Raw genomic sequence first — 19,207 nt, 5'->3', positions numbered from 1 at the left:
ACCACGTGGACATTTTGTACATGTGGTGATTTTTTAGGTAATTTATTGGGAAATGGGGAATGATTATGTATAGTTTCTTTCAACGTTTGGGAAGATCGCTCATGTTGCCAGTTGCAGTGTTACCAGCAGCAGCAATTATCGTTGGTATTGGTAATGCATTAACAGCACTCGGTATATTGCCAACTATAGCTGCGTTCTTTTCTACAGCAGGCTCAACGATTCTAGAACAACTAGGAATATTATTTGCGATTGGGGTCGCTTTAGGTATGGCGAAAAAAAATGACGGAGCAGTGGCGCTTGCTGCAGCTGTTGGTTTCTTCTTAACAACCGTCGTGCTTAGTCCTGAAAAATTAGCACCATTATTGGGTGTAAAAGAAACAGGAGTAAATGAAGCGTTCGAACAAATGAATAATCAAAACGTCTTAATCGGTTTGATTATTGGTTTAGTTGCTGCATATACGTATAACAGATTTAGTAAAACAGAGTTGCCAACAGCATTATCGTTCTTTAGTGGTAAACGTTTGGTACCTATTTTAACTGCATTCTTTAGTATATTTATAGCAGTTATTATGTTATTTGTTTGGCCGGTTGTGTACTCAGCAATTGTTACATTTGGAACATGGATATTGGATTTAGGACCTGGTGGAGCATTTTTATATGGCTTTTTCAACCGTTTGTTAATACCTACCGGGTTGCACCATGCATTGAATACAGTGTTCTGGCTTGATTTAGTAGGTATTAATGATATCGCTAAATTCCAAACAGGTGATGGTGCCGTTAAAGGTATTACAGGACGCTATATGGCTGGTTTCTTCCCAGTAATGATGTTTGGAATTCCAGCAGCAGCATTAGCGATGTATCATACTGCTGAGACAAAACAGAAAAAAAGAGTTTATGGTTTAATGTTTGGTGGAGCTATTTCAGCATTTTTCGTTGGCGTGACTGAGCCAATCGAATTTTCATTTATGTTTGTAGCACCAATACTATTTGTCATTCATGCACTATTAACTGGTTTATCTCTGTTTATTGCAGCGCTATTCCACTGGACAGCAGGGTTCTCATTTAGTGCAGGATTAATTGACTTTTTACTATCTCTGATTAATCCAGTAGCAAATCATCCACTGATGTTAATGGTTCAAGGTGTAGTGTTCTTTGTGATTTATTATGTTGTATTTAGATTAGCAATAAAATGGTTGAAACTTAATACGCCTGGTCGTGGTGATAACTTACTACCTGATCCGACATCTGAAGAAGCTACAACAGGTGACACTGCAGATTCAGCTGAGTCTGAAGGGGAGTTACAGACAAATAAGTATTCAAAAACGGCTAGTCAAATTTTAGAAGGTCTTGGTGGCAAAGAAAACATTACTTCTTTAACAAACTGTGCTACACGTTTACGTATGGAACTCAATGATAATAGCATTATTGATGAAACTAAGATTAAAGGTGCTGGTGCAGTAGGTGTTACAACAAGTGGTAAGCACAACACCCAAGTTATCATTGGTACGCAAGTACAACAAGTAGCAGACGAAATGGAAGCACAATTAGAAGATCATAATTAGATAGCATCCTTTGAAAGATTTATTATAAAGATACAGCAATTCATAAAATCACGTTTGGAAATAATCAATAAGTACATGTTATCGTTTCATTTTCAAGCGTGATTTTATTTTCAAATTAATTCTATGAAATTAATAATATTTTTCTATATATATCTTTTGGAAATACATTGCTCTTTTCACATGTAAATAGTACGATATACTAGTATCAGAATTTTCTGATTAAAGGAGAGGAACTAAGATGAAGTCGGTATTATTTGATGTTGATGGTGTGTTTTTAAGTGAAGAAAGGTGCTTTGATGTATCTGCATTAACTGTTTATGAAATGTTAATGAGTAAAGATTATATTGGTATTGACCCGTCTATAGATTTTCATGAACTGGATGATGAGCAAATTTCTGAAATAAGAGATATTGTCTTCTACCATGATGAAATTTTAACAAAGTTAAAATCTTTAGGTTTGAATTCAAACTGGGATATGTTATTTATCGTTATTGCATTACATTACATTGATTTATGCAAATCACTTTCTCAAGAGGAATTATCTATTGCATTGAATACTGAAAGCTTTAGTGAACAAACGCTACAATTTCTCGGTGATCATATTTCAAATATTGAGCTTAATTTTGAATTACCACTTTCATTTTTAGATGGTTTAAGTTCTGGTAAAGAAAATATATACCAAGCATTAATTGAACATGCAAAAGTACAGTTAAATACAGAAGATGCTGAATTATTTGAGTTGAAAAGTCCATTCTGGACGCTAGCACAAGAAATTTATCAGGAATGGTATTTAGGTTACCAATTATATAATGAAGTAGAACAGAAACAACAACGCACTGACTTTAAAAAGGGCTATATATATCAAGAGGTAGTGCTTAGACCTGTTAGTGAAATCAAGCAATTGTTAGAAGATTTGAAAGAGGCTGGTTACCAAATAGCTATTGCAACAGGTCGACCACGAACTGAGACAATTGTTCCATTTGAGACATTAGGCATTAAATCTTTGTTTGATGATTTACATATTGTAACAGCTAGTGACGTATTGAATGCAGAAGAGCATTTTCCTGAATTAAAGCCGCTAGGGAAACCAAACCCGTTTAGCTATTTAGCAACGCTTGATGGTAATATTTTGGAACATTATAAAAAATATGCAACAAATCAAGAAAATCGTGTAAATCCAGATGAAGTATTTATTGTTGGTGATTCATTAGCTGATTTATTAAGTGCGAAAAAGATAGGCGCAACTTTTATCGGTCCTTTAACAGGTTTGAAAGGCCAAAATGCACGTGAGGAATTAGAAAGTTATGATGCAGAATATATCGTTAATCATGTAGGTGAAATTCGAGATATTTTATTATAATACAAACGTTGACGATTGAGGAATATAAGAAATATTAATGTATATAAGCACATCTTGATAAAGATGATTACGATTAATGAGTTACTGGTTTTACTTGTACTAAAGCGCATATATAAACATTTTGGATGATATGAGTAGCACCACGATGATGTTTGAATGTATCGATTACAATTTCAGAGATTGTTTCAACGATTTCATTCACATGTCGTGACATATCATTTGAGGGAATAAGAACTGAAGTTTCCATTGGTAGAGTGTTGAGTCATGTTGTAATCTTTATACATAAGGCACTTCGTTAATTTAGTTTAGTGGGATTTATTAAATTATACGAAAGGCCTTATTTTTTTGAATAACAAAATATAAATTGTACCGATTTTGTAATGTGTTGACGCCCTGGGAATTGATATGAGTGAGAGACTACAGGCTCGAGCCATATCCCCAGGCAAGCATGCACAGCCAAAATCGTAATATTTTTAATATAAAGAGGACCAATCCATATTAAGGATTGGTCCTCTTATTTTGAGCATGTGCATTTATGCCCTAGACTCTTAAATAGTATTAACATGAATAGGGCGGTTAATAATAGTTTGAAATAAAAGTATTTTGATTAAAAAAACTGAAAGGCAACCATTTTGTTGTCCTTTCAGCTTATTATTGTTAAATATTATAATTTTCACTTACTGCAACATCTAATTCTACACTTCTTATTAAATTAAATCCTTCAATTTCATATAAAGCATCGATTACATCTTGTGTTACAGGATGATCAATTGATAAAATCATCAACGCATTACCACCTTGGTTTGTGCGTCCTAAATGCATAGAAGCGATATTGATATTGTATTCGCCTAATATTTGACCTGTACGACCTACGATACCTGGTCTATCGTTATGATTGATAACCAGTTGATGTTTTTCGGGTTTGAAATCAACAGGGTATTCATTAATACGTACGATTCTTGGACCATAGCCATTTAGTACAGTGGCACCAATTTTAATTTGTGTGTCCTTATTAATTAAAGTTAATTCAATATAATTGCTAAATCCACGATGTTTAGTATCTTTTTCTATATTATATGATACACCTTGCTCATTTAGTAACACTAAGGCATTTATTAAATTGACACGTTCTGCTAAATCTTGGCGTAATACACCTGATACAAGGGTTCTAGTAAGTAAACTTGTATCATCCAGTGCGATATCCCCTTTATATTTAATTTGTAACTCACGAGGGGCTTTTTCCAATAATTGAATACCTACTTCACCAGTTAATTTACTTAATTCAATATAAGGCTTTAATTCATCATTAATTTCATTGAAGGACATTTTTGGTGCGTTAATCGCATTAACGACATTACCGTGTTCAAATATGTCTATGATTTCATTAGCAACGGAGACTGCAACTTTTTCTTGTGCTTCAACAGTAGATGCACCTAAGTGTGGTGTGACAATTATTTTATCATGCGCAACAAGTGGTGATTCAGTTGCAGGTTCGCTTTCAAATACATCAATTGCAGCGCCCTGAATTTGATTGGTATCTAATGCTTCGACAAGCGCATCTTCATCAATGATACCTCCGCGCGCAACATTGATAATTTGAAGGGTCGGTTTTGCTTTTTCAAAAAATGCTTTATCTACAATACCTCTTGTTTTTGGTGTTAGTGGGGTATGCACTGTTACAAAATCTGCTTGTTCAGCAATTTCATCAACTGTAGCACGTGTCACATTAAGTTCTTTAGCTTTGTCTTCTGACAGATAAGGATCAAAAGCAAGTATGTTCATACCAAAGCTTTGTGCACGTTTTGCTACACCAATTCCAATTCTCCCAGCACCAATGACACCTAATGTTTTGTTATAAAGTTCAGTTCCTCTATAAGCTTTACGATCCCATTTTCCGTTTTTCAATGATTGGTGGGCTTGAGGGACGTTACGTGCCATGGATAAAATCATTGCCATCGAATGTTCAGTAGCTGAAATTGTATTCCCATCAGGTGCATTAATAACGATAACACCATGTTTAGTAGCAGCTTCTACATCAATATTATCCACACCAACGCCTGCACGTGCGATGACTTTTAAGTTTGGTGCAGCAGCAATGATATTAGAAGTGACTTGGGTTTGGCTTCGTACAATTAGACCCTCATAATTAGGAATGATTTCAGCTAATTCGGTTTCATTCAAATCAGTTTGAATGTCGACATTAAAATCGCTATGATCTGTTAAATTTTTTAAACCATCTGGTGAAATTGGATCTGAAACTAAAATTTTATACATATGCTTTTACGACCTCCATATATTGTGTGATAGCTTTACTAACATAAGATTCATTTCTAAATTCTGACAATAGTATTTCTAACGCTGATACAACTTGTAAAATATCAAAAGGCGATATTTGACCCATATGGCCAATACGTAATATTTGACCTTTTAAATGACCCTGGCCACCAGCAATCGTAATGGCAAATCTATTTTTTAATTCATTTTTAATATAGTTCAGTTCATCTTTAGATTTTGGAATAAACGCAGTGACAGTAGGAGATGCAAAAGCATCTTGGACCAATAACTCTAAATCTAATGCTTTCAAAGCTTGTCTTAGTCCATCTCTTATTGCATAGTGTCTATCTATCACTTGATCTAATCCTTCATCATTGACTAGTTCGGCATATGCATTTACACCTCTAAATAAAGAAACATTAGGTGTGAAAGGTGTTGAATGTTCAGACAATGATTTTAAATATTTATTTAAATCTAAATAAAATCTAGGCGTTATTACTTCGTTAAATCGTTCTTTTGCACGATTATTATAAGCTACAAATCCAAGGCCAGGTGGAAGCATAATTGCCTTTTGACTACCTGAAACAAGGACGTCGATATAATCCCGTTCTAAATCTACATCAACGGCTCCAATACAACTGACACCATCAACCACAAAATAAATCGATGAATCAAAGTCGCTTAATGCTTTACCTAGTTCATGTACAGGATGTAATACAGCTGTAGAAGTCTCACAATATTGGCTAAAGACTGCTGTGATATCAGTGTTTAAAGATTTTAAAAAGTCGATAAAATCAGGGACATTAACTGCTTGACCCCATTCAACTTCGAATATATGTACATTTTCATAATAAGTCTCTGCAATTTGTTTAAACCTATTGCCAAATGCACCAGAAACAATAATAACAATGTCATCATCTGGGTTTGCTATATTCAGCATACTCGCTTCAAGTACGCTTGTACCACTTGAAGTAAGTATCATAACCTCATTTTTAGAACCAAAGATTGGTTTAAGTGATTTAAAGGCTTGTTCTGCGATTGCTTCAAAATCACTTGATCGATGTCCGACCATCGGTAATTGTGTAGCGTGTAATATATGTTCTGGTACAGGTGTAGGTCCTGGTGTAAGTAACAAAGGATGATAATATTTCATGTGTAATTCCCCCAATGCTTATGATTGTCAAGTTTAGCAAATTTTCAGAAAATATAAAAGTGTAAAAATTTAAAATTATTAAATATATTCAAATTTCAAATAATATGTAAGGGTATACATTGTTATTATAATCATATTCCGTCATACATAAAATGATTGCAAAATTATTTTAATATTGGTTCTATTTTGACGTCGACATTGCCTCTTATAGAATTTGAAATCATGCAATTATTATCTGCAATCTTTAGTAACTTTGGTAGTTTCTTTTTTAATTGTTCTTTCTGTGTTGTATCCACTTTTATTTCTGGATAATGTGTAATAGTGTCCATTTTAAATTTGGCATTTTCGAATACAGCTAATCCAATTGTTGACTGTTGGATATCTATCTGTGTAAAACCTGAACGTTCTAATACAGCTGCAAGGGAAATGATATAACAAGATGATGCTGCCGAAACTAGTAACTCATCAGGATTCGTACCAGTTCCATTTCCTCCTAAACCTGCTGGGATAGATATTTGTTCATCTAAAACATCACCAGATAGTTTACCGACTGATTCACGTCCATCTGCCCATTTTGTAGTTACTTTAAATTGATGTTGGACCATTGCTTTGACCTCCAATGTTTTTATGATAACTTAAGTTTAGATGATTCTACTTTATATTGAAAGGGGAGGGCACTTTTTATGTCATTTGAATTCGAAAATCATCACATAATGTTAGTTGCGCATCGTGGCTTGGCAATGGATTATCCAGAAAATACTATCATTGCAATTCAAGCTGCCCTTCAAAGCAATGCAGATATATTAGAGATAGATTTACATAAAACGCGGGATGGTCAGTTAGTTGTGTTACATGATGATTCTATTGACAGAACATCCGATGGTAGTGGGAAGGTTAAAGAACAAACACTTAATGATTTAAGAAGATTTGATTATGGCATAAATAGTAGTCCAAGATATACAAAACAAACATTGCCTACATTAGATGAAGTATTAACATTAATCAAAGCATCGCCCAAGTTATTATTAATAGAAATGAAACAACCTAAAAACTATCCTGGCATTGAAAAAGATTTAATAGATAAATTAAAGCAATATGAATTAAATAAAAATCAAGTGATCATTCAATCATTTGATCAAAATTTTATAAAACAACTATATCTGAAACATTATGGTTATCGATTAGGTGTTTTACTTAGCAAAAAACGATATTGGTATAAAATGCCATCTTTTAAAAAAATAGCTGAATATGCTGACTATGTTAATCCACACTACTCATTAGTGACGGAAGCGTTTATGAAGAAGGCACATGACTATGGATTGAAAGTAATGCCTTATACTGTTAATGAAAAAAGGCAAGCGATAAAACTGATACGTATTGGTGTAGATGGCCTTATTTCTGACAAACCACATCGCTTATTTTGTTAAGTCAATGATTAGTTTTAAATAAAAGTTTGAGGTATCACTTTATCCGTTCTGTTAATGCGTAGATTTAAATTGGAATATATTATCAAAATTGACATGGTATAGACATCGAAGTAACTTTTTTAACATGCAGTCTGACAAGGGAAGATAACTTAGATTTCAAGATTAGTTAAGCTAAAGCTCATGCATAAGTCCCACTAACTCAATAAATTGAGAAGTGATTTAAGGATTACCTGAGCTAGCGCTCATGCATAAGTCCCACTAAGTCAATAAATTGAGAAGTGGGACTAAAATTTTTACTATTCATGTTATTTAGCGAATATTTTCTATAATTTTGTTGTTTAAATGTAGATTCTATTTACATTACAAAAGTAAGTTTCATTTACAGTTATACGTTTATTTTTGTTGGTTAATCCAATCATCTCTTAAAAGTCCCATTACATGGCAATCATTATATTTTCCTCGTGTATAGAAATGTTCTTGTAAGGTACCTTCAATTTTAAAGTTTTGTTTTTGGTAAATATGTACAGCTTTTTCGTTCGTAACGTCTACAAATAAATATATTTTATGAAGGTTTAACACTAAAAAGGCATAATCTATAGCCATTTTAAATGCTTGAGAGGCATATCCTTTACCACCATATCCTTCATCCACGATAATTTGTATTTCGCAATTGCTATGTATAAAATCAATTTCTACTAATTCCACGACTCCGATACGTTCAGAATCATTTTCAATAATAAATCTTCTTTCAGATTCATCTAATAGATGTTTTTTGTAGAGTGATTGTAATTCACTTAGAGACTGATAAGGTTCTTCAAACCAATAAGACATAATGGAATATTCATTATTTAAATGATGTACAAAGTCTAAATCTGTTTCTTCTAAAGCTCTGATTTTCAATGATAACACTCCTTTTTACTAAATATAAACAAAGTGAAGTAAAAAGTAAAATTGAAAGGGCGTACAGAGGGGATGTTATATCTTTCTTTAACATTTAGTGAGTGCAATGGCAAACATGAAGAAGAGCTTTAATATAGCAAAATTTATTAAGCTTTAGCTCTGAAATGATAGCATAATGGTTCATTGCATATAAATTAGCATGGAGAAATAAAAAAACACCGACAAAAAATTGTCGGTGTTTGAGTATGAAACTTATTATCTTGAGTAGTACTCAACGATAAGTTGTTCATTGATTTCAGCTGGTAATTCACTACGTTCAGGAATGCGAATGAATTTACCTTTTAAGTTGTCTGCATCAAATTCTAAGTAATCAGGTACAAAGTTGTTGATTTCAACAGATTCAGCAATGATATCTAATTTAGCAGATTTTTCACGTACTGAAATTTCTTGACCAGGTTTAAGTGTGTATGACGGAATGTCAACACGTTTACCATCAACTTCGATATGACCGTGGTTAACGATTTGACGTGCTTGACGACGTGTACGAGCTAAACCTAATGAATATACAACTGCATCTAAACGTGCAGCAAGTAATTGCATGAAGTTTTCACCGTGTACACCATGTTGGTTACCAGCGATTTCGAATGTGTTACGGAATTGTCTTTCAGTCATGCCATATAAATAACGTAATTTTTGTTTCTCACGTAATTGTAAACCATACTCTGACATTTTTTTACGTTGGTTAGGACCATGTTGTCCTGGTGCGTAAGGACGTTTTTCTAATTCTTTACCTGTACCACTTAAAGAAATACCTAAGCGACGAGATTTTTTCCAGTTTGAACCTCTGAATCGAGCCATAAATTGACTCCTCCTTTTTCTCTTTTATTGTTATGAAAAAACAAAAAAGAGTGTTGCATGCTTAATTGGATATATTGTTTTATGTGTCCTCGCCTCATAGCTACGGTTACACGGCACGCCCACTTTGGGAACAACATAGCGCCAATTAATATACAACTGCTAATTTCGTTTATTCACACAAAGAACATTGTATCATGATATATTAATCTGTCAATAGTCGACTTTGCGTTTGTTTATGATAGATAAGCATGCAATTTATGCTAATTGTTGTTCAATGATTTTTACAATTGCTTCTAATCCTTGTTTATCTTCATTATTAAAACAGTTTGTGATAGGTGCATCTATATCTAAAACACCTATTACATTATTATCTTTATGAATCGGTACTACAATTTCAGATTTACTGTTAGCATCGCAGGCAATATGACCAGGAAACGCATTAACATCTTCTACTAATTGCGTTTTATCTTGGGCAACAGCAGTACCACATACCCCTTTACCAATAGCGATATGTACACAAGCAGGGTGCCCTTGAAATGGTCCGAGAATCAATTCGTTATCTTCTACTAAATAAAAGCCAATCCAGTTAATTTGATCTATTGAGTCATTTAATAATGCAGATACGTTACTTAGGATAGCAATCATATTTGACTCATCTTCAATTAAACTTGAAACTTGTTTTTGTAATAAATCATAATTTGTTTCAGTGACCTCTAGCATAAAAAAACCTCACTTTTTACTTTTCATTTATTATAAAGACTGTTTTAATAGTAATCAATCAATAGATTTTAGAAGTTTTTCAAAATATCGTTATACATATGATTTAGGTGAGAATGAACTTATGATTAATTTTAAATAATTGAGATGATTCACTCATTTTCTCTTTAATGGGTAGGTATCTTACGTTATAATGAATAGTGATAAAATAGGAGGAGAAAACATATGGTATTGTATGTCATTTTAGCAATTATTGTCATTATACTGATTATTGTCGGTGTATTATTCTATATGCGTTCCAACAAAAGCCAAATGATTGAAAAGGCTGAAACGCGTAAATCAAAAGTAGAACAATTACCCTATGATGAAAGTCTATCTCAATTATCTGAGCTAACTTTAACTGGGGAAACAAAAACGACTTATAACGGTTTAAAACAAAATGCATTAGATAGTAAAAATCAATATTTATTGCCAGTCGAAGAAAAAATTCATCAAGCGGAAGGATTACTTGATAAATTTAAGTTTTCACAAGCTCAAACTGAGATTGATGAAGCACATGAACTAATGGATAAATATGAAGAAAACTACAACGAACTTAATTCAAATATTGAAAACATTTTAAATCTACATAAAGAAAGTGACCACTTATATGAAGAATGTAAGGTGGATTATCGTGAAATGAAGCGTGATGTGTTAGCCAATAGACACCAATTCGGTGAAGCGGCTGCTCCATTGGAACAAGAAATTGAAACTTTTGTTCCAGAGATGGAAACATACGAAACATTAAAAGAAGAGGGCAACTATAACCAAGCGTATGATCACATCAAAACACTTAATGAAGATATGAATTATCTTAAAAAAGATATGGATGAAATTCCTGAATTAATTAGAGAAGCACAAAAGGAATTACCAGGTCAATTCCAAGATTTAAAATATGGATGTCGAGATTTGAAAGTCGAAGGTTATGATTTAGACCATGTCAAAATTGATAGCTCATTACAGACGCTTAAAACAGAATTGAGTTTCGTAGAACCGATGATTAGCAGGTTAGAATTAGACGAAGCAAATGATAAATTAAATAGTATCAATGATCGTCTTGATGAAATGTATGAATTAATCGAACATGAAGTGAAAGCAAAAAATGAAGTAGAAGAAACAAAAGAAGTCATCACAGATAATTTATTTAGAGCTAAAGAAATGAATTATACATTACAAACTGAAATTGAATATGTGCGTGAAAATTATTATATAAATGAAAGTGATGTTCAAAATGTCAGACAGTTTGAAAATGAAATTCAGAGTATGATTTCAGTTTATGATGAAATTCTACAAGAAATGGCAAAGTCAGCTGTAAGATATAGCGAAGTTCAAGATAACTTGAAATATATCGCAGAACATGTTGATGTTATCAATGAAAAACAAGAAAAATTACAAAATCATTTAATTCAACTTCGCGAAGATGAAGCAGAAGCAGAAGAAAATATCTTGCGTGTACAAAGTAAAAAAGAAGAAGTTTATAGAAAACTCTTGGCGTCAAATTTACCAAGTGTACCTGAAAGATTCATCATTATGAAAAATGAAATAGACTACGAAGTACGTGAAGTAAATAAAAAATTCAGTGTAAGACCGATTCATGTAAAACAACTTAAAGATAAAGTATCTAAAGTAGTCTTACAAATGAATAAATTTGAAGATGAAGCTACAGATGTCCTCGTTAATGCAGTTTATGCTGAAAAATTAATCGAATATGGGAACCGTTATCGTAAAGAAAGTTCAAATATTGATAAAAGTCTTAACGAAGCGGAACGTTTATTTAAAAACAATCGTTACAAACGCTCAATTGAAATATCTGAACAAGCGCTTGAAAGTGTAGAACCGGGCGTTACAAAACAAATTGAATCACAAGTTATTAACTAAATAATAGTAATCTTATTTGAGGCTGGAACATTTTTATGTTCCAGCCTCGAATAATTTGTTGGACGTAGATGTTCGCATTAATAGATTATTAATATTTAATGGTCATTCAAAAATTTATTTCGATAGTGATGAAGAAATTATATTTTAAAAATCAATTTCTGTTTCACTCTCTTTTCTTTTTAATAAAAGCGAGTATAATGCTAAAAGGGAAACTTTAAAATATGAAATGAAATGTTGACATAAAATATAAATATGAAGCGTTTAAAAATATAAAATGATATACAATTGGAGTGAAAACATTGATTTATCTTGATAATGCAGCGACAACAAAACCAAGACAAGACGTATTAGATACCTATTTAAAAGTAAATGAGTCGTTATATTTTAATCCTAATAGCCCACATAAAGCAGGTATACAAGCAGAGCAGTTATTACAACAATCAAAAGATCAAATCAAAGAGCTATTTAAATTAGAAAAAGATTTTGATATTGTATTTACAAGTGGAGCAACTGAATCGAATAATATTGCAATTAAAGGAATTGCATACAAGAAAAAGGCATTTGCAAATGTCATCATTACCTCTGTTTTAGAACATCCTTCTGTTTTAGAGGTAGTACGTTCATTGGAAACTGAAGGGTTCGAAATAAGATATGTAAATATTACAAAGGATGGACAAATTGATTTAGAACATTTGGAATCGTTAATGTCAGACAAAGTAGCACTCGTGACTTGTATGCATGTCAATAATATTATGGGACAAATTCAACCTGTCGAAGCAGTGTCAAAAATAGTCCATCAATACCCTAAAGCACATTTGCATGTCGATGCAGTACAAGCAGTAGGTAAAATTGCTTTAAATTTTGAAGCTGCTGACACACTGAGTTTAAGTGGTCACAAATTTCATGGTTTAAAAGGGCAAGGTCTTTTATTTGTTCGTAATTTACATCAAATTGAGCCAATTGTGCATGGTGGCGGTCAAGAGTATGGACTTAGAAGTGGCACAGTCAATCTTCCTATTGATATAGCTATCATAAAAGCTTTAAAGATCGCTGCTAAAGAAAGTACGCAACTGTATGAAAAACTAAGTGAGTTCAATCAAGAAATTATACGATTTTTAAATGAATTTACTGGCGTGAAAGTTAATTCTCCTAGCGGTGCATCACCACATATTTTGAATGTTGGCTTTCCGGGTGTGAAAGGTGAGGTTTTAGTAAATGCATTTTCAAAATATGATATTATGCTTTCTACTACAAGTGCGTGTTCATCCAAAAAAGCTTCATTGAACGAGGTGCTTTTAGCAATGGATATTCCAAAAAAGCAAATAGAAGGCAGTATTAGAATATCGATGGGTGCCAACACTACCGCAGAAGATATTCGTGATTTTAAAGAGAAATTTAAGCTTGTATATGAAGAAGTGAAGGAGTTGTTAATATGATTTATGATCACATTTTAGTGAGATATGGTGAGTTGACTTTAAAAGGTGCTAACCGTAAAATGTTTGTTAATAAATTACGTTCGAATGTCAAACGTGCATTAATGCCACTGCAAGGATATAACGTCAAAGCCAATAGAGATAGAATGTACATTGAATTGTATGAAGGTGCAGATATTGAAGAAATGTGTCGTCGACTAGAAAAAGTATTTGGTATTTATTCTATTAGTCCTGTATTGAAAATTGATAAAACAATAGAAGCAGTACGTGATTTAGCAGTAAAATTTGCACAAGGTTATGCACATGGAGATACATTTAAGATTGATGTCAAACGTTCAGATAAAAACTTTCCGTTTGATACATATCAATTGCAAAAAGAACTCGGTGGTACAGTGCTAAACGCTACTGATAATCTAACAGTAGACGTACATAACCCGAACCATACGATTAAAGTAGAGGTTCGATTAGACGCTATTTATGTATATGATAAAGTAATTGCTGGATCTGGTGGATTACCAGTCGGTACAGGCGGTAAGACATTACTTATGTTATCAGGAGGTATAGATTCTCCAGTAGCTGGTATTGAAGTTATGAGAAGAGGCGTTACTGTAGAAGCCATTCATTTTCATAGTCCACCATTTACGAGTGAAAAGGCTAAGGACAAAGTAATTGAACTTACAAGAATCATGTCCGCTCATGTAGGTCCTATAAAATTGCATATCGTGCCATTCACTGCTTTACAAAAACAAATAAACAAAGTGGTACATGAGCGCTATACGATGACTTCAACACGTAGAATGATGATGAGAGTAGCGGACAAGCTTGTGCATGATATTGAAGGACATGCCATAGTAAATGGAGAGAATTTAGGGCAGGTTGCAAGTCAAACCCTTAAGAGTATGTATGCTATCAATCATGTGACGTCTACACCAATTTTACGACCGCTTTTAACATTAGATAAAGAAGACATTGTGAAGAAAGCTAAAGAAATTGGCACATTTGACGTATCTATCCAACCATATGAAGATTGTTGTACAATCTTTACACCTAAAAATCCTGTGACGGAGCCAGATATTGAAAAGGTGGAAAAATTTGAAACAGTGTATGATTTTGAACCACTTGTACAGGAAGCATTTGAACAAATAGAAACATTAACAATTACGCCAGACTATCAAAGTGAAAAAGATACTGAAACGCAAGCACTGGCAGATGATTTATTTTAACTTTTATTATGAATATTCAATTCCATACAAACAACATTAGCTAATCAGACATAAGAATAAAACAGACAGGGGATGGAATTATGCTAGATTGGGATATTTCGATCGTTCTTATAATTATACTTCTAGGGTTTTTAGCAGCGTTTATTGATGCTGTTGTAGGTGGCGGCGGTTTAATTTCTATTCCGGCATTATTAGCTGTTGGTATGCCACCAGCCGTTGCTTTGGGTACAAATAAATTAGCAAGTTCATTTGGTTCACTCACAAGTGCATTTCGTTTCTTGAGATCGGGTAATGTCGATTTGAAGATAGTAGGAAAGTTATTTCCATTTGTATTTATTTTGGCAATTTGTGGCGCGAGTGTAGCCACATTTCTACCAGCCGAGCTTTTAAAACCACTGGTTATCATTATTTTGACCTTAGTCATGATTTATACATTGGTGAAAAAAGATTGGGGCAATGTACGTACATATACAAAATTGACATTTGGTAAAGCAATTTTATTTGTAAGTATTATGTCGCTTATTGGATTTTATGATGGTTTTTTAGGTGGCGGCACTGGCTCATTTATGCTTTTTATTCTACTTATGTTCGGTTTTGATTTTTTAGGCGCTGCTGGCAATGCAAAAGTATTAAATTTTGCTTCTAACTTAGGCGCTTTAATTTTGTTTATGATATTAGATCAAGTTGACTATTTTTATGGTTTGATTATGGCAGTAAGTATGATTTGCGGATCGTATGTTGGGGCGACATTCGCAATTAAAAAAGGTGTCAGTTATGTAAAAACTTTATTTATTGTAGTAACTGCTGTTTTGATTATTAAAAATGCTTACGATTATATTATGCAATTAATCAATTGATCATGTTGAAAATTAAACTGTAATACTTCAATGGTATTCGGGTGTGTGCATGTGGCTGAGACAAAAAAATGTCTCAGCTTTTTTCATTTTAAAACGATTTGTTTTCTATATCACTCAGATCTTCCTCTTATTTTATTTTTCTTATAAAGGTATACATTGTTTAATTGATTATGTTTAAATTGTATTTGGAACGATTGAAAAAATATTCTGGGAGTGAATACGTTATGTCGAAAAAAAGAATAATAGCAATAGTACTTGCCGTAATAATCGTGCTTGGTGGTATTGTTATGAGTTCGATATCTACTGTGATATCTTCGCTTTTTAGTGAAGATGGCATGTCAGAAATGGATCCTTTTACTGAAACGGTAGAATCAGAAGGTGACAGTTCAAAACGCATTGTACACCTAACTTTAAATGGTGAAATTAGTGAAGGTACTGGTGAAGGAATGTTTGGAAGTTCTGGTTATAATCATGAAGCATTTCTTAAACAGTTGGATAAAGTGAAAAAAGATAGCTCGATAAAAGGTGTTTTATTAACCGTTAATACACCTGGCGGAGGTACATACCCAAGTGATGAAATTTATAAAAAAATTGAAGAAATAAAACAAAAACATAAAAAAGTTTATGTACATATGGATGCGATGGCTGCGTCTGGTGGATATTATATTTCTGCTCCTGCCGATAAAATATATGCTGGCCCTCAATCTACTACCGGATCCATTGGCGTTATTATGTCAAATGTTGATTATTCTGGATTACAAGAAAAACTAGGCATTAAGGAAAATGTCATTAAATCTGGTGAACATAAAGATATTATGAGTAGCTCTCGAGAAATGACTAATGAGGAAAAAGATATTTTGCAATCTGTATTAGATGATAGTTATGAAAGATTTATTAATATTGTTGCAGAAGGTAGAGATATGCCAAAGAAAAAGGTTGAAAAGTTAGCTGATGGACGTATTTATAGTGCGCAACAAGCCGAAAAGAACGGTTTGATTGATGAAATTGGTTATAACGATAATGCGTTAAAAGCACTTAAAAATGACATAAAAGCAAAGGATGCAGAAGTGTTTAAATATAGTGCAGATGAAGGCTGGTTTAGTTCTATCTATTCAACTAAATCAACACTAGATCAATTCAAAAATGAATTAAGTGATTTGAAATCAATTATAAGCAATGATACAGAAGCTGAACCTATGTATCTATATAAAGGTTAGGTGTATAAAATGGAGCAGTATACAAATGAACAAACTTTACAGACAACTCCAGAAAATGATAAATCTGATATAGAAGCAATGTATCATAAACAATTAGCACAGTCTGTATATGCAGGTTTTGGTATAAGGTTTTGGAGTTTTATTATTGATTTACTCATTATATTTGGTATACAGGGTCTGATATTGAAACCGATATATCATTTTACGCATATTGATGAACTTAAGTTATGGATTGAATATTTTAGCCTAGGACACATTTTAGATGCGGTTGTATTTTATCTATACTTTGTATTATTAACTAAATTTTTCAAACAAACGATAGGTAAAATGATTTGTAACATTCGGGTAGAAAGGATAGATCGTCAATCACTTACATGGGCAGATGTGTTATTTAGGGAGTGGATTGGACGTATTATAAGTGGCGTGTTATTTAATTTACCTTACTTAGTTATTTTGTTTACAAATAAACACAGAGGTATTCATGATATCTTCGCTGACACGGTCGTAATCAGAAATAAATACGAAAAATTATTTTATTTTAAAAAATAAAAGTAAACTTTAGTTATCTATGAGTTTATTTTGAGACGATAGATGGGTATACTATGGTAGTAAGAACTATTTAATAGGAGGGCGTGCAACATGGCACAAATTACATTCAAACAAGAACCAGTAACACTATATGGTTCACAAGTAAAAAAAGGAGAATATGCGCCAGATTTTACTGTTTTAGATAATGATTTAAATGAAGTTAATTTAGAAACTTATGCCGGACAAAAAAAATTAATTAGCGTTGTTCCGTCTATAGATACAGGTGTTTGTGATCAACAAACACGTAAATTTAATGAAGAAGCTGCTAAAGAAGATGGTGTAGTTTTAACAATTTCTGCAGACTTACCATTTGCACAAAAAAGATGGTGTGCGTCAAATGGCTTAGAAAATGTAATCACATTGAGCGATCATAGAAACTTATCTTTCGGTAAAACATACGGTGTTGTTATGGAAGAATTACGTTTATTAGCACGTTCTGTTTTCGTTTTAGATAAAAACAATAAAGTAGTTTATACTGAAATTGTTTCTGAAGGCACAAATTTCCCAGACTTTGATGCTGCATTAGAAGCTTATCGTAGTCTATAAATTATATAATATTGTCACATGATTATACTAGTAAAACTCATAAAACAGTATCGTTGACATTATAAATTAAACTGTCCATAATTATTTGGTAATATAAGTTAGGGTACTGACTTAATTTCAATTAAATTATGGACAGTTTTTTTAGAAAGGACTTTTAAATGGCACAAGAAGAAACAGTAATGGAACAATTATTTAAGGCACTTGATGAAAAAACCAAATCTTTAAATGAAGAGAATGGTCAAAGTTTCATAGAAAATTTAGGTCTTGCAATGGAAAATGTTTATACTAATCAAAGATCATTGCTGGAACAAGCTACATTACAAGATAGACGTAAGGCATTTCAATTTGCTTATTTAAATCTAATGCAAAAAGAAGATATTCAAGCAAACCATCAAATTACACCTGATTCAATTGGAATGATTCTAGGATTCCTTGCCGAGCGTTTTTTAAAAAATAAAGAAGCATTTCATGTCGCAGATATTGCAAGTGGGGCTGGACATTTGAGCGCTTCTGTACATGAAGTATTAACTGAACATACAGTTATGCATCATCTTGTTGAAGTTGATCCAGTATTATCTCGTGTGAGTGTACATTTAGCAAACTTTTTAGAAATCCCATTTGATGTTTATCCTCAAGATGCTATCATGCCACTTCCTTTTGAAGACGCAGATGTTGTTATTGGTGATTTACCAATAGGATATTATCCAGTGGATGATAGAAGTAAAGAAATGGACTTAGGTTTTGAAGAAGGACATAGTTTTTCTCACTATTTATTAATTGAACAAGCAGTAACAGCATTAAAAGCATCAGGATATGCGTTTTTAGTAGTACCTAGTAATTTATTCGAGGGTACGAATGTGAAACAGTTACAAAATTTCATTGCAACAGAAACAGAAATGCAAGCTTTTCTAAACTTGCCATCTACACTGTTTAAAAATGAAAAAGCGCGTAAGTCGATACTCATTCTACAGAAAAAAGAAACTAATGTAACAAAGCCTGTAGAGGTTCTGTTAGCTAATATACCTGATTTCAAAAGCCCTCAACAATTCCAAGCTTTTTTACAAGATTTAAATGCTTGGATGATGGAAAATCATCCTGAAAATTAAACTGTAATATTCTTGAATTCTTACTGTATTAATGATTAAATAGATATGGATATAAAAAAACTTAATTTA

Annotated in this window: 17 protein-coding genes and 1 pseudogene; 11 read left to right on the top strand and 7 right to left on the bottom strand. The window is 32.7% G+C overall.

Translation table 11 applies throughout. The features are described from left to right. The first annotated feature begins 65 nt into the window (after positions 1–65). Positions 66–1,562: an N-acetylglucosamine-specific PTS transporter subunit IIBC gene (gene nagE / locus KA824_RS10710; RefSeq protein ID WP_107504697.1), complete on the top strand. Its 1,497-nt coding sequence runs from the start codon at positions 66–68 to the stop codon at positions 1,560–1,562. A gap of 238 nt (positions 1,563–1,800) precedes the next feature. Continuing rightward, the gene (locus KA824_RS10705) at positions 1,801–2,922 is read left to right on the top strand and encodes an HAD family hydrolase (protein WP_107384391.1); all 1,122 of its coding nucleotides are present in this window, start codon (positions 1,801–1,803) and stop codon (positions 2,920–2,922) included. A 113-nt stretch (positions 2,923–3,035) separates the two neighbouring features. Here KA824_RS10705 and KA824_RS10700 read toward each other — a convergent pair. From KA824_RS10700 to KA824_RS10685, 4 genes and pseudogenes are all read right to left on the bottom strand, one after another. Next, a pseudogene (locus tag KA824_RS10700) lies at positions 3,036–3,206 on the bottom strand (IS5/IS1182 family transposase); the annotation flags it as partial. Positions 3,207–3,579: 373 nt separating this feature from the next. Beyond that, positions 3,580–5,196 (bottom strand): phosphoglycerate dehydrogenase, encoded by a 1,617-nt coding sequence (gene serA, locus KA824_RS10695; RefSeq protein WP_107504695.1) that lies wholly within the window; start codon positions 5,194–5,196, stop codon positions 3,580–3,582. Continuing rightward, the gene (locus KA824_RS10690; protein WP_181187729.1) at positions 5,189–6,349 is read right to left on the bottom strand and encodes a pyridoxal-phosphate-dependent aminotransferase family protein; all 1,161 of its coding nucleotides are present in this window, start codon (positions 6,347–6,349) and stop codon (positions 5,189–5,191) included. Before KA824_RS10690 ends, serA begins: the two co-directional genes overlap by 8 nt. A gap of 164 nt (positions 6,350–6,513) precedes the next feature. Next, positions 6,514–6,954, bottom strand: coding sequence for an SACOL1771 family peroxiredoxin (locus tag KA824_RS10685; RefSeq protein WP_181187730.1), 441 nt, complete (start codon positions 6,952–6,954; stop codon positions 6,514–6,516). 78 nt (positions 6,955–7,032) lie between these two features. Between KA824_RS10685 and KA824_RS10680 the strand changes: the two genes are divergently transcribed. Next, positions 7,033–7,776, top strand: coding sequence for a glycerophosphodiester phosphodiesterase (locus tag KA824_RS10680; RefSeq protein WP_107383800.1), 744 nt, complete (start codon positions 7,033–7,035; stop codon positions 7,774–7,776). A 393-nt stretch (positions 7,777–8,169) separates the two neighbouring features. Here the strand turns inward: KA824_RS10680 and KA824_RS10675 are convergent, their stop codons facing one another. The 3 genes from KA824_RS10675 to KA824_RS10665 form a co-directional block, all read right to left on the bottom strand. Then, entirely contained in the window at positions 8,170–8,676 is a 507-nt protein-coding gene (locus KA824_RS10675; RefSeq protein WP_107505144.1) for a GNAT family N-acetyltransferase, read from the bottom strand. A 255-nt stretch (positions 8,677–8,931) separates the two neighbouring features. Further along, a complete protein-coding gene (gene rpsD / locus KA824_RS10670) occupies positions 8,932–9,534 on the bottom strand; it encodes a 30S ribosomal protein S4 (protein WP_181187731.1) in 603 nt (200 codons plus the stop codon). Between the two features lie 255 nt (positions 9,535–9,789). Then, positions 9,790–10,254: a GAF domain-containing protein gene (locus KA824_RS10665; RefSeq protein WP_181187732.1), complete on the bottom strand. Its 465-nt coding sequence runs from the start codon at positions 10,252–10,254 to the stop codon at positions 9,790–9,792. A 222-nt stretch (positions 10,255–10,476) separates the two neighbouring features. On the opposite strand from KA824_RS10665, the gene ezrA reads away from it, so the two are divergent. The 8 genes from ezrA (at position 10,477) to KA824_RS10625 (ending at position 19,138) form a co-directional block, all read left to right on the top strand. Next, positions 10,477–12,168 (top strand): septation ring formation regulator EzrA, encoded by a 1,692-nt coding sequence (ezrA, locus tag KA824_RS10660; RefSeq protein ID WP_181187733.1) that lies wholly within the window; start codon positions 10,477–10,479, stop codon positions 12,166–12,168. Between the two features lie 299 nt (positions 12,169–12,467). Next, positions 12,468–13,604, top strand: coding sequence for a cysteine desulfurase family protein (locus KA824_RS10655; protein ID WP_181187734.1), 1,137 nt, complete (start codon positions 12,468–12,470; stop codon positions 13,602–13,604). After that, a complete protein-coding gene (gene thiI, locus KA824_RS10650) occupies positions 13,601–14,824 on the top strand; it encodes a tRNA uracil 4-sulfurtransferase ThiI (RefSeq protein WP_107383795.1) in 1,224 nt (407 codons plus the stop codon). The genes KA824_RS10655 and thiI overlap by 4 nt, the downstream gene beginning before the upstream one ends. A gap of 80 nt (positions 14,825–14,904) precedes the next feature. Further along, positions 14,905–15,681 carry a sulfite exporter TauE/SafE family protein gene (locus KA824_RS10645; RefSeq protein ID WP_107383794.1) on the top strand — a complete coding sequence of 259 codons (777 nt, stop codon included), beginning with the start codon at positions 14,905–14,907 and terminating at the stop codon, positions 15,679–15,681. 224 nt (positions 15,682–15,905) lie between these two features. Further along, positions 15,906–16,898, top strand: a complete 993-nt coding sequence (gene sppA / locus KA824_RS10640; protein ID WP_107383793.1) for a signal peptide peptidase SppA — start codon at positions 15,906–15,908, stop codon at positions 16,896–16,898. A gap of 9 nt (positions 16,899–16,907) precedes the next feature. Further along, positions 16,908–17,447: an RDD family protein gene (locus KA824_RS10635; RefSeq protein WP_181187735.1), complete on the top strand. Its 540-nt coding sequence runs from the start codon at positions 16,908–16,910 to the stop codon at positions 17,445–17,447. Between the two features lie 90 nt (positions 17,448–17,537). Further along, complete coding sequence (gene tpx / locus KA824_RS10630; RefSeq protein WP_154409215.1) at positions 17,538–18,032, top strand: thiol peroxidase; 495 nt, start codon at positions 17,538–17,540, stop codon at positions 18,030–18,032. Positions 18,033–18,190: 158 nt separating this feature from the next. After that, positions 18,191–19,138 (top strand): class I SAM-dependent methyltransferase, encoded by a 948-nt coding sequence (locus KA824_RS10625; protein ID WP_107383790.1) that lies wholly within the window; start codon positions 18,191–18,193, stop codon positions 19,136–19,138. Positions 19,139–19,207: the final 69 nt, after the last annotated feature.

Origin of the sequence: Staphylococcus sp. GDY8P198P (genome assembly GCF_017891615.1) — a bacterium.
In the GTDB taxonomy this organism is placed as follows: Bacteria; Bacillota; Bacilli; order Staphylococcales; family Staphylococcaceae; genus Staphylococcus; species Staphylococcus cohnii.
The sequence above is the reverse complement of the archived record's forward strand: the minus strand, read 5'-3'. Positions and strand labels throughout refer to the sequence as shown.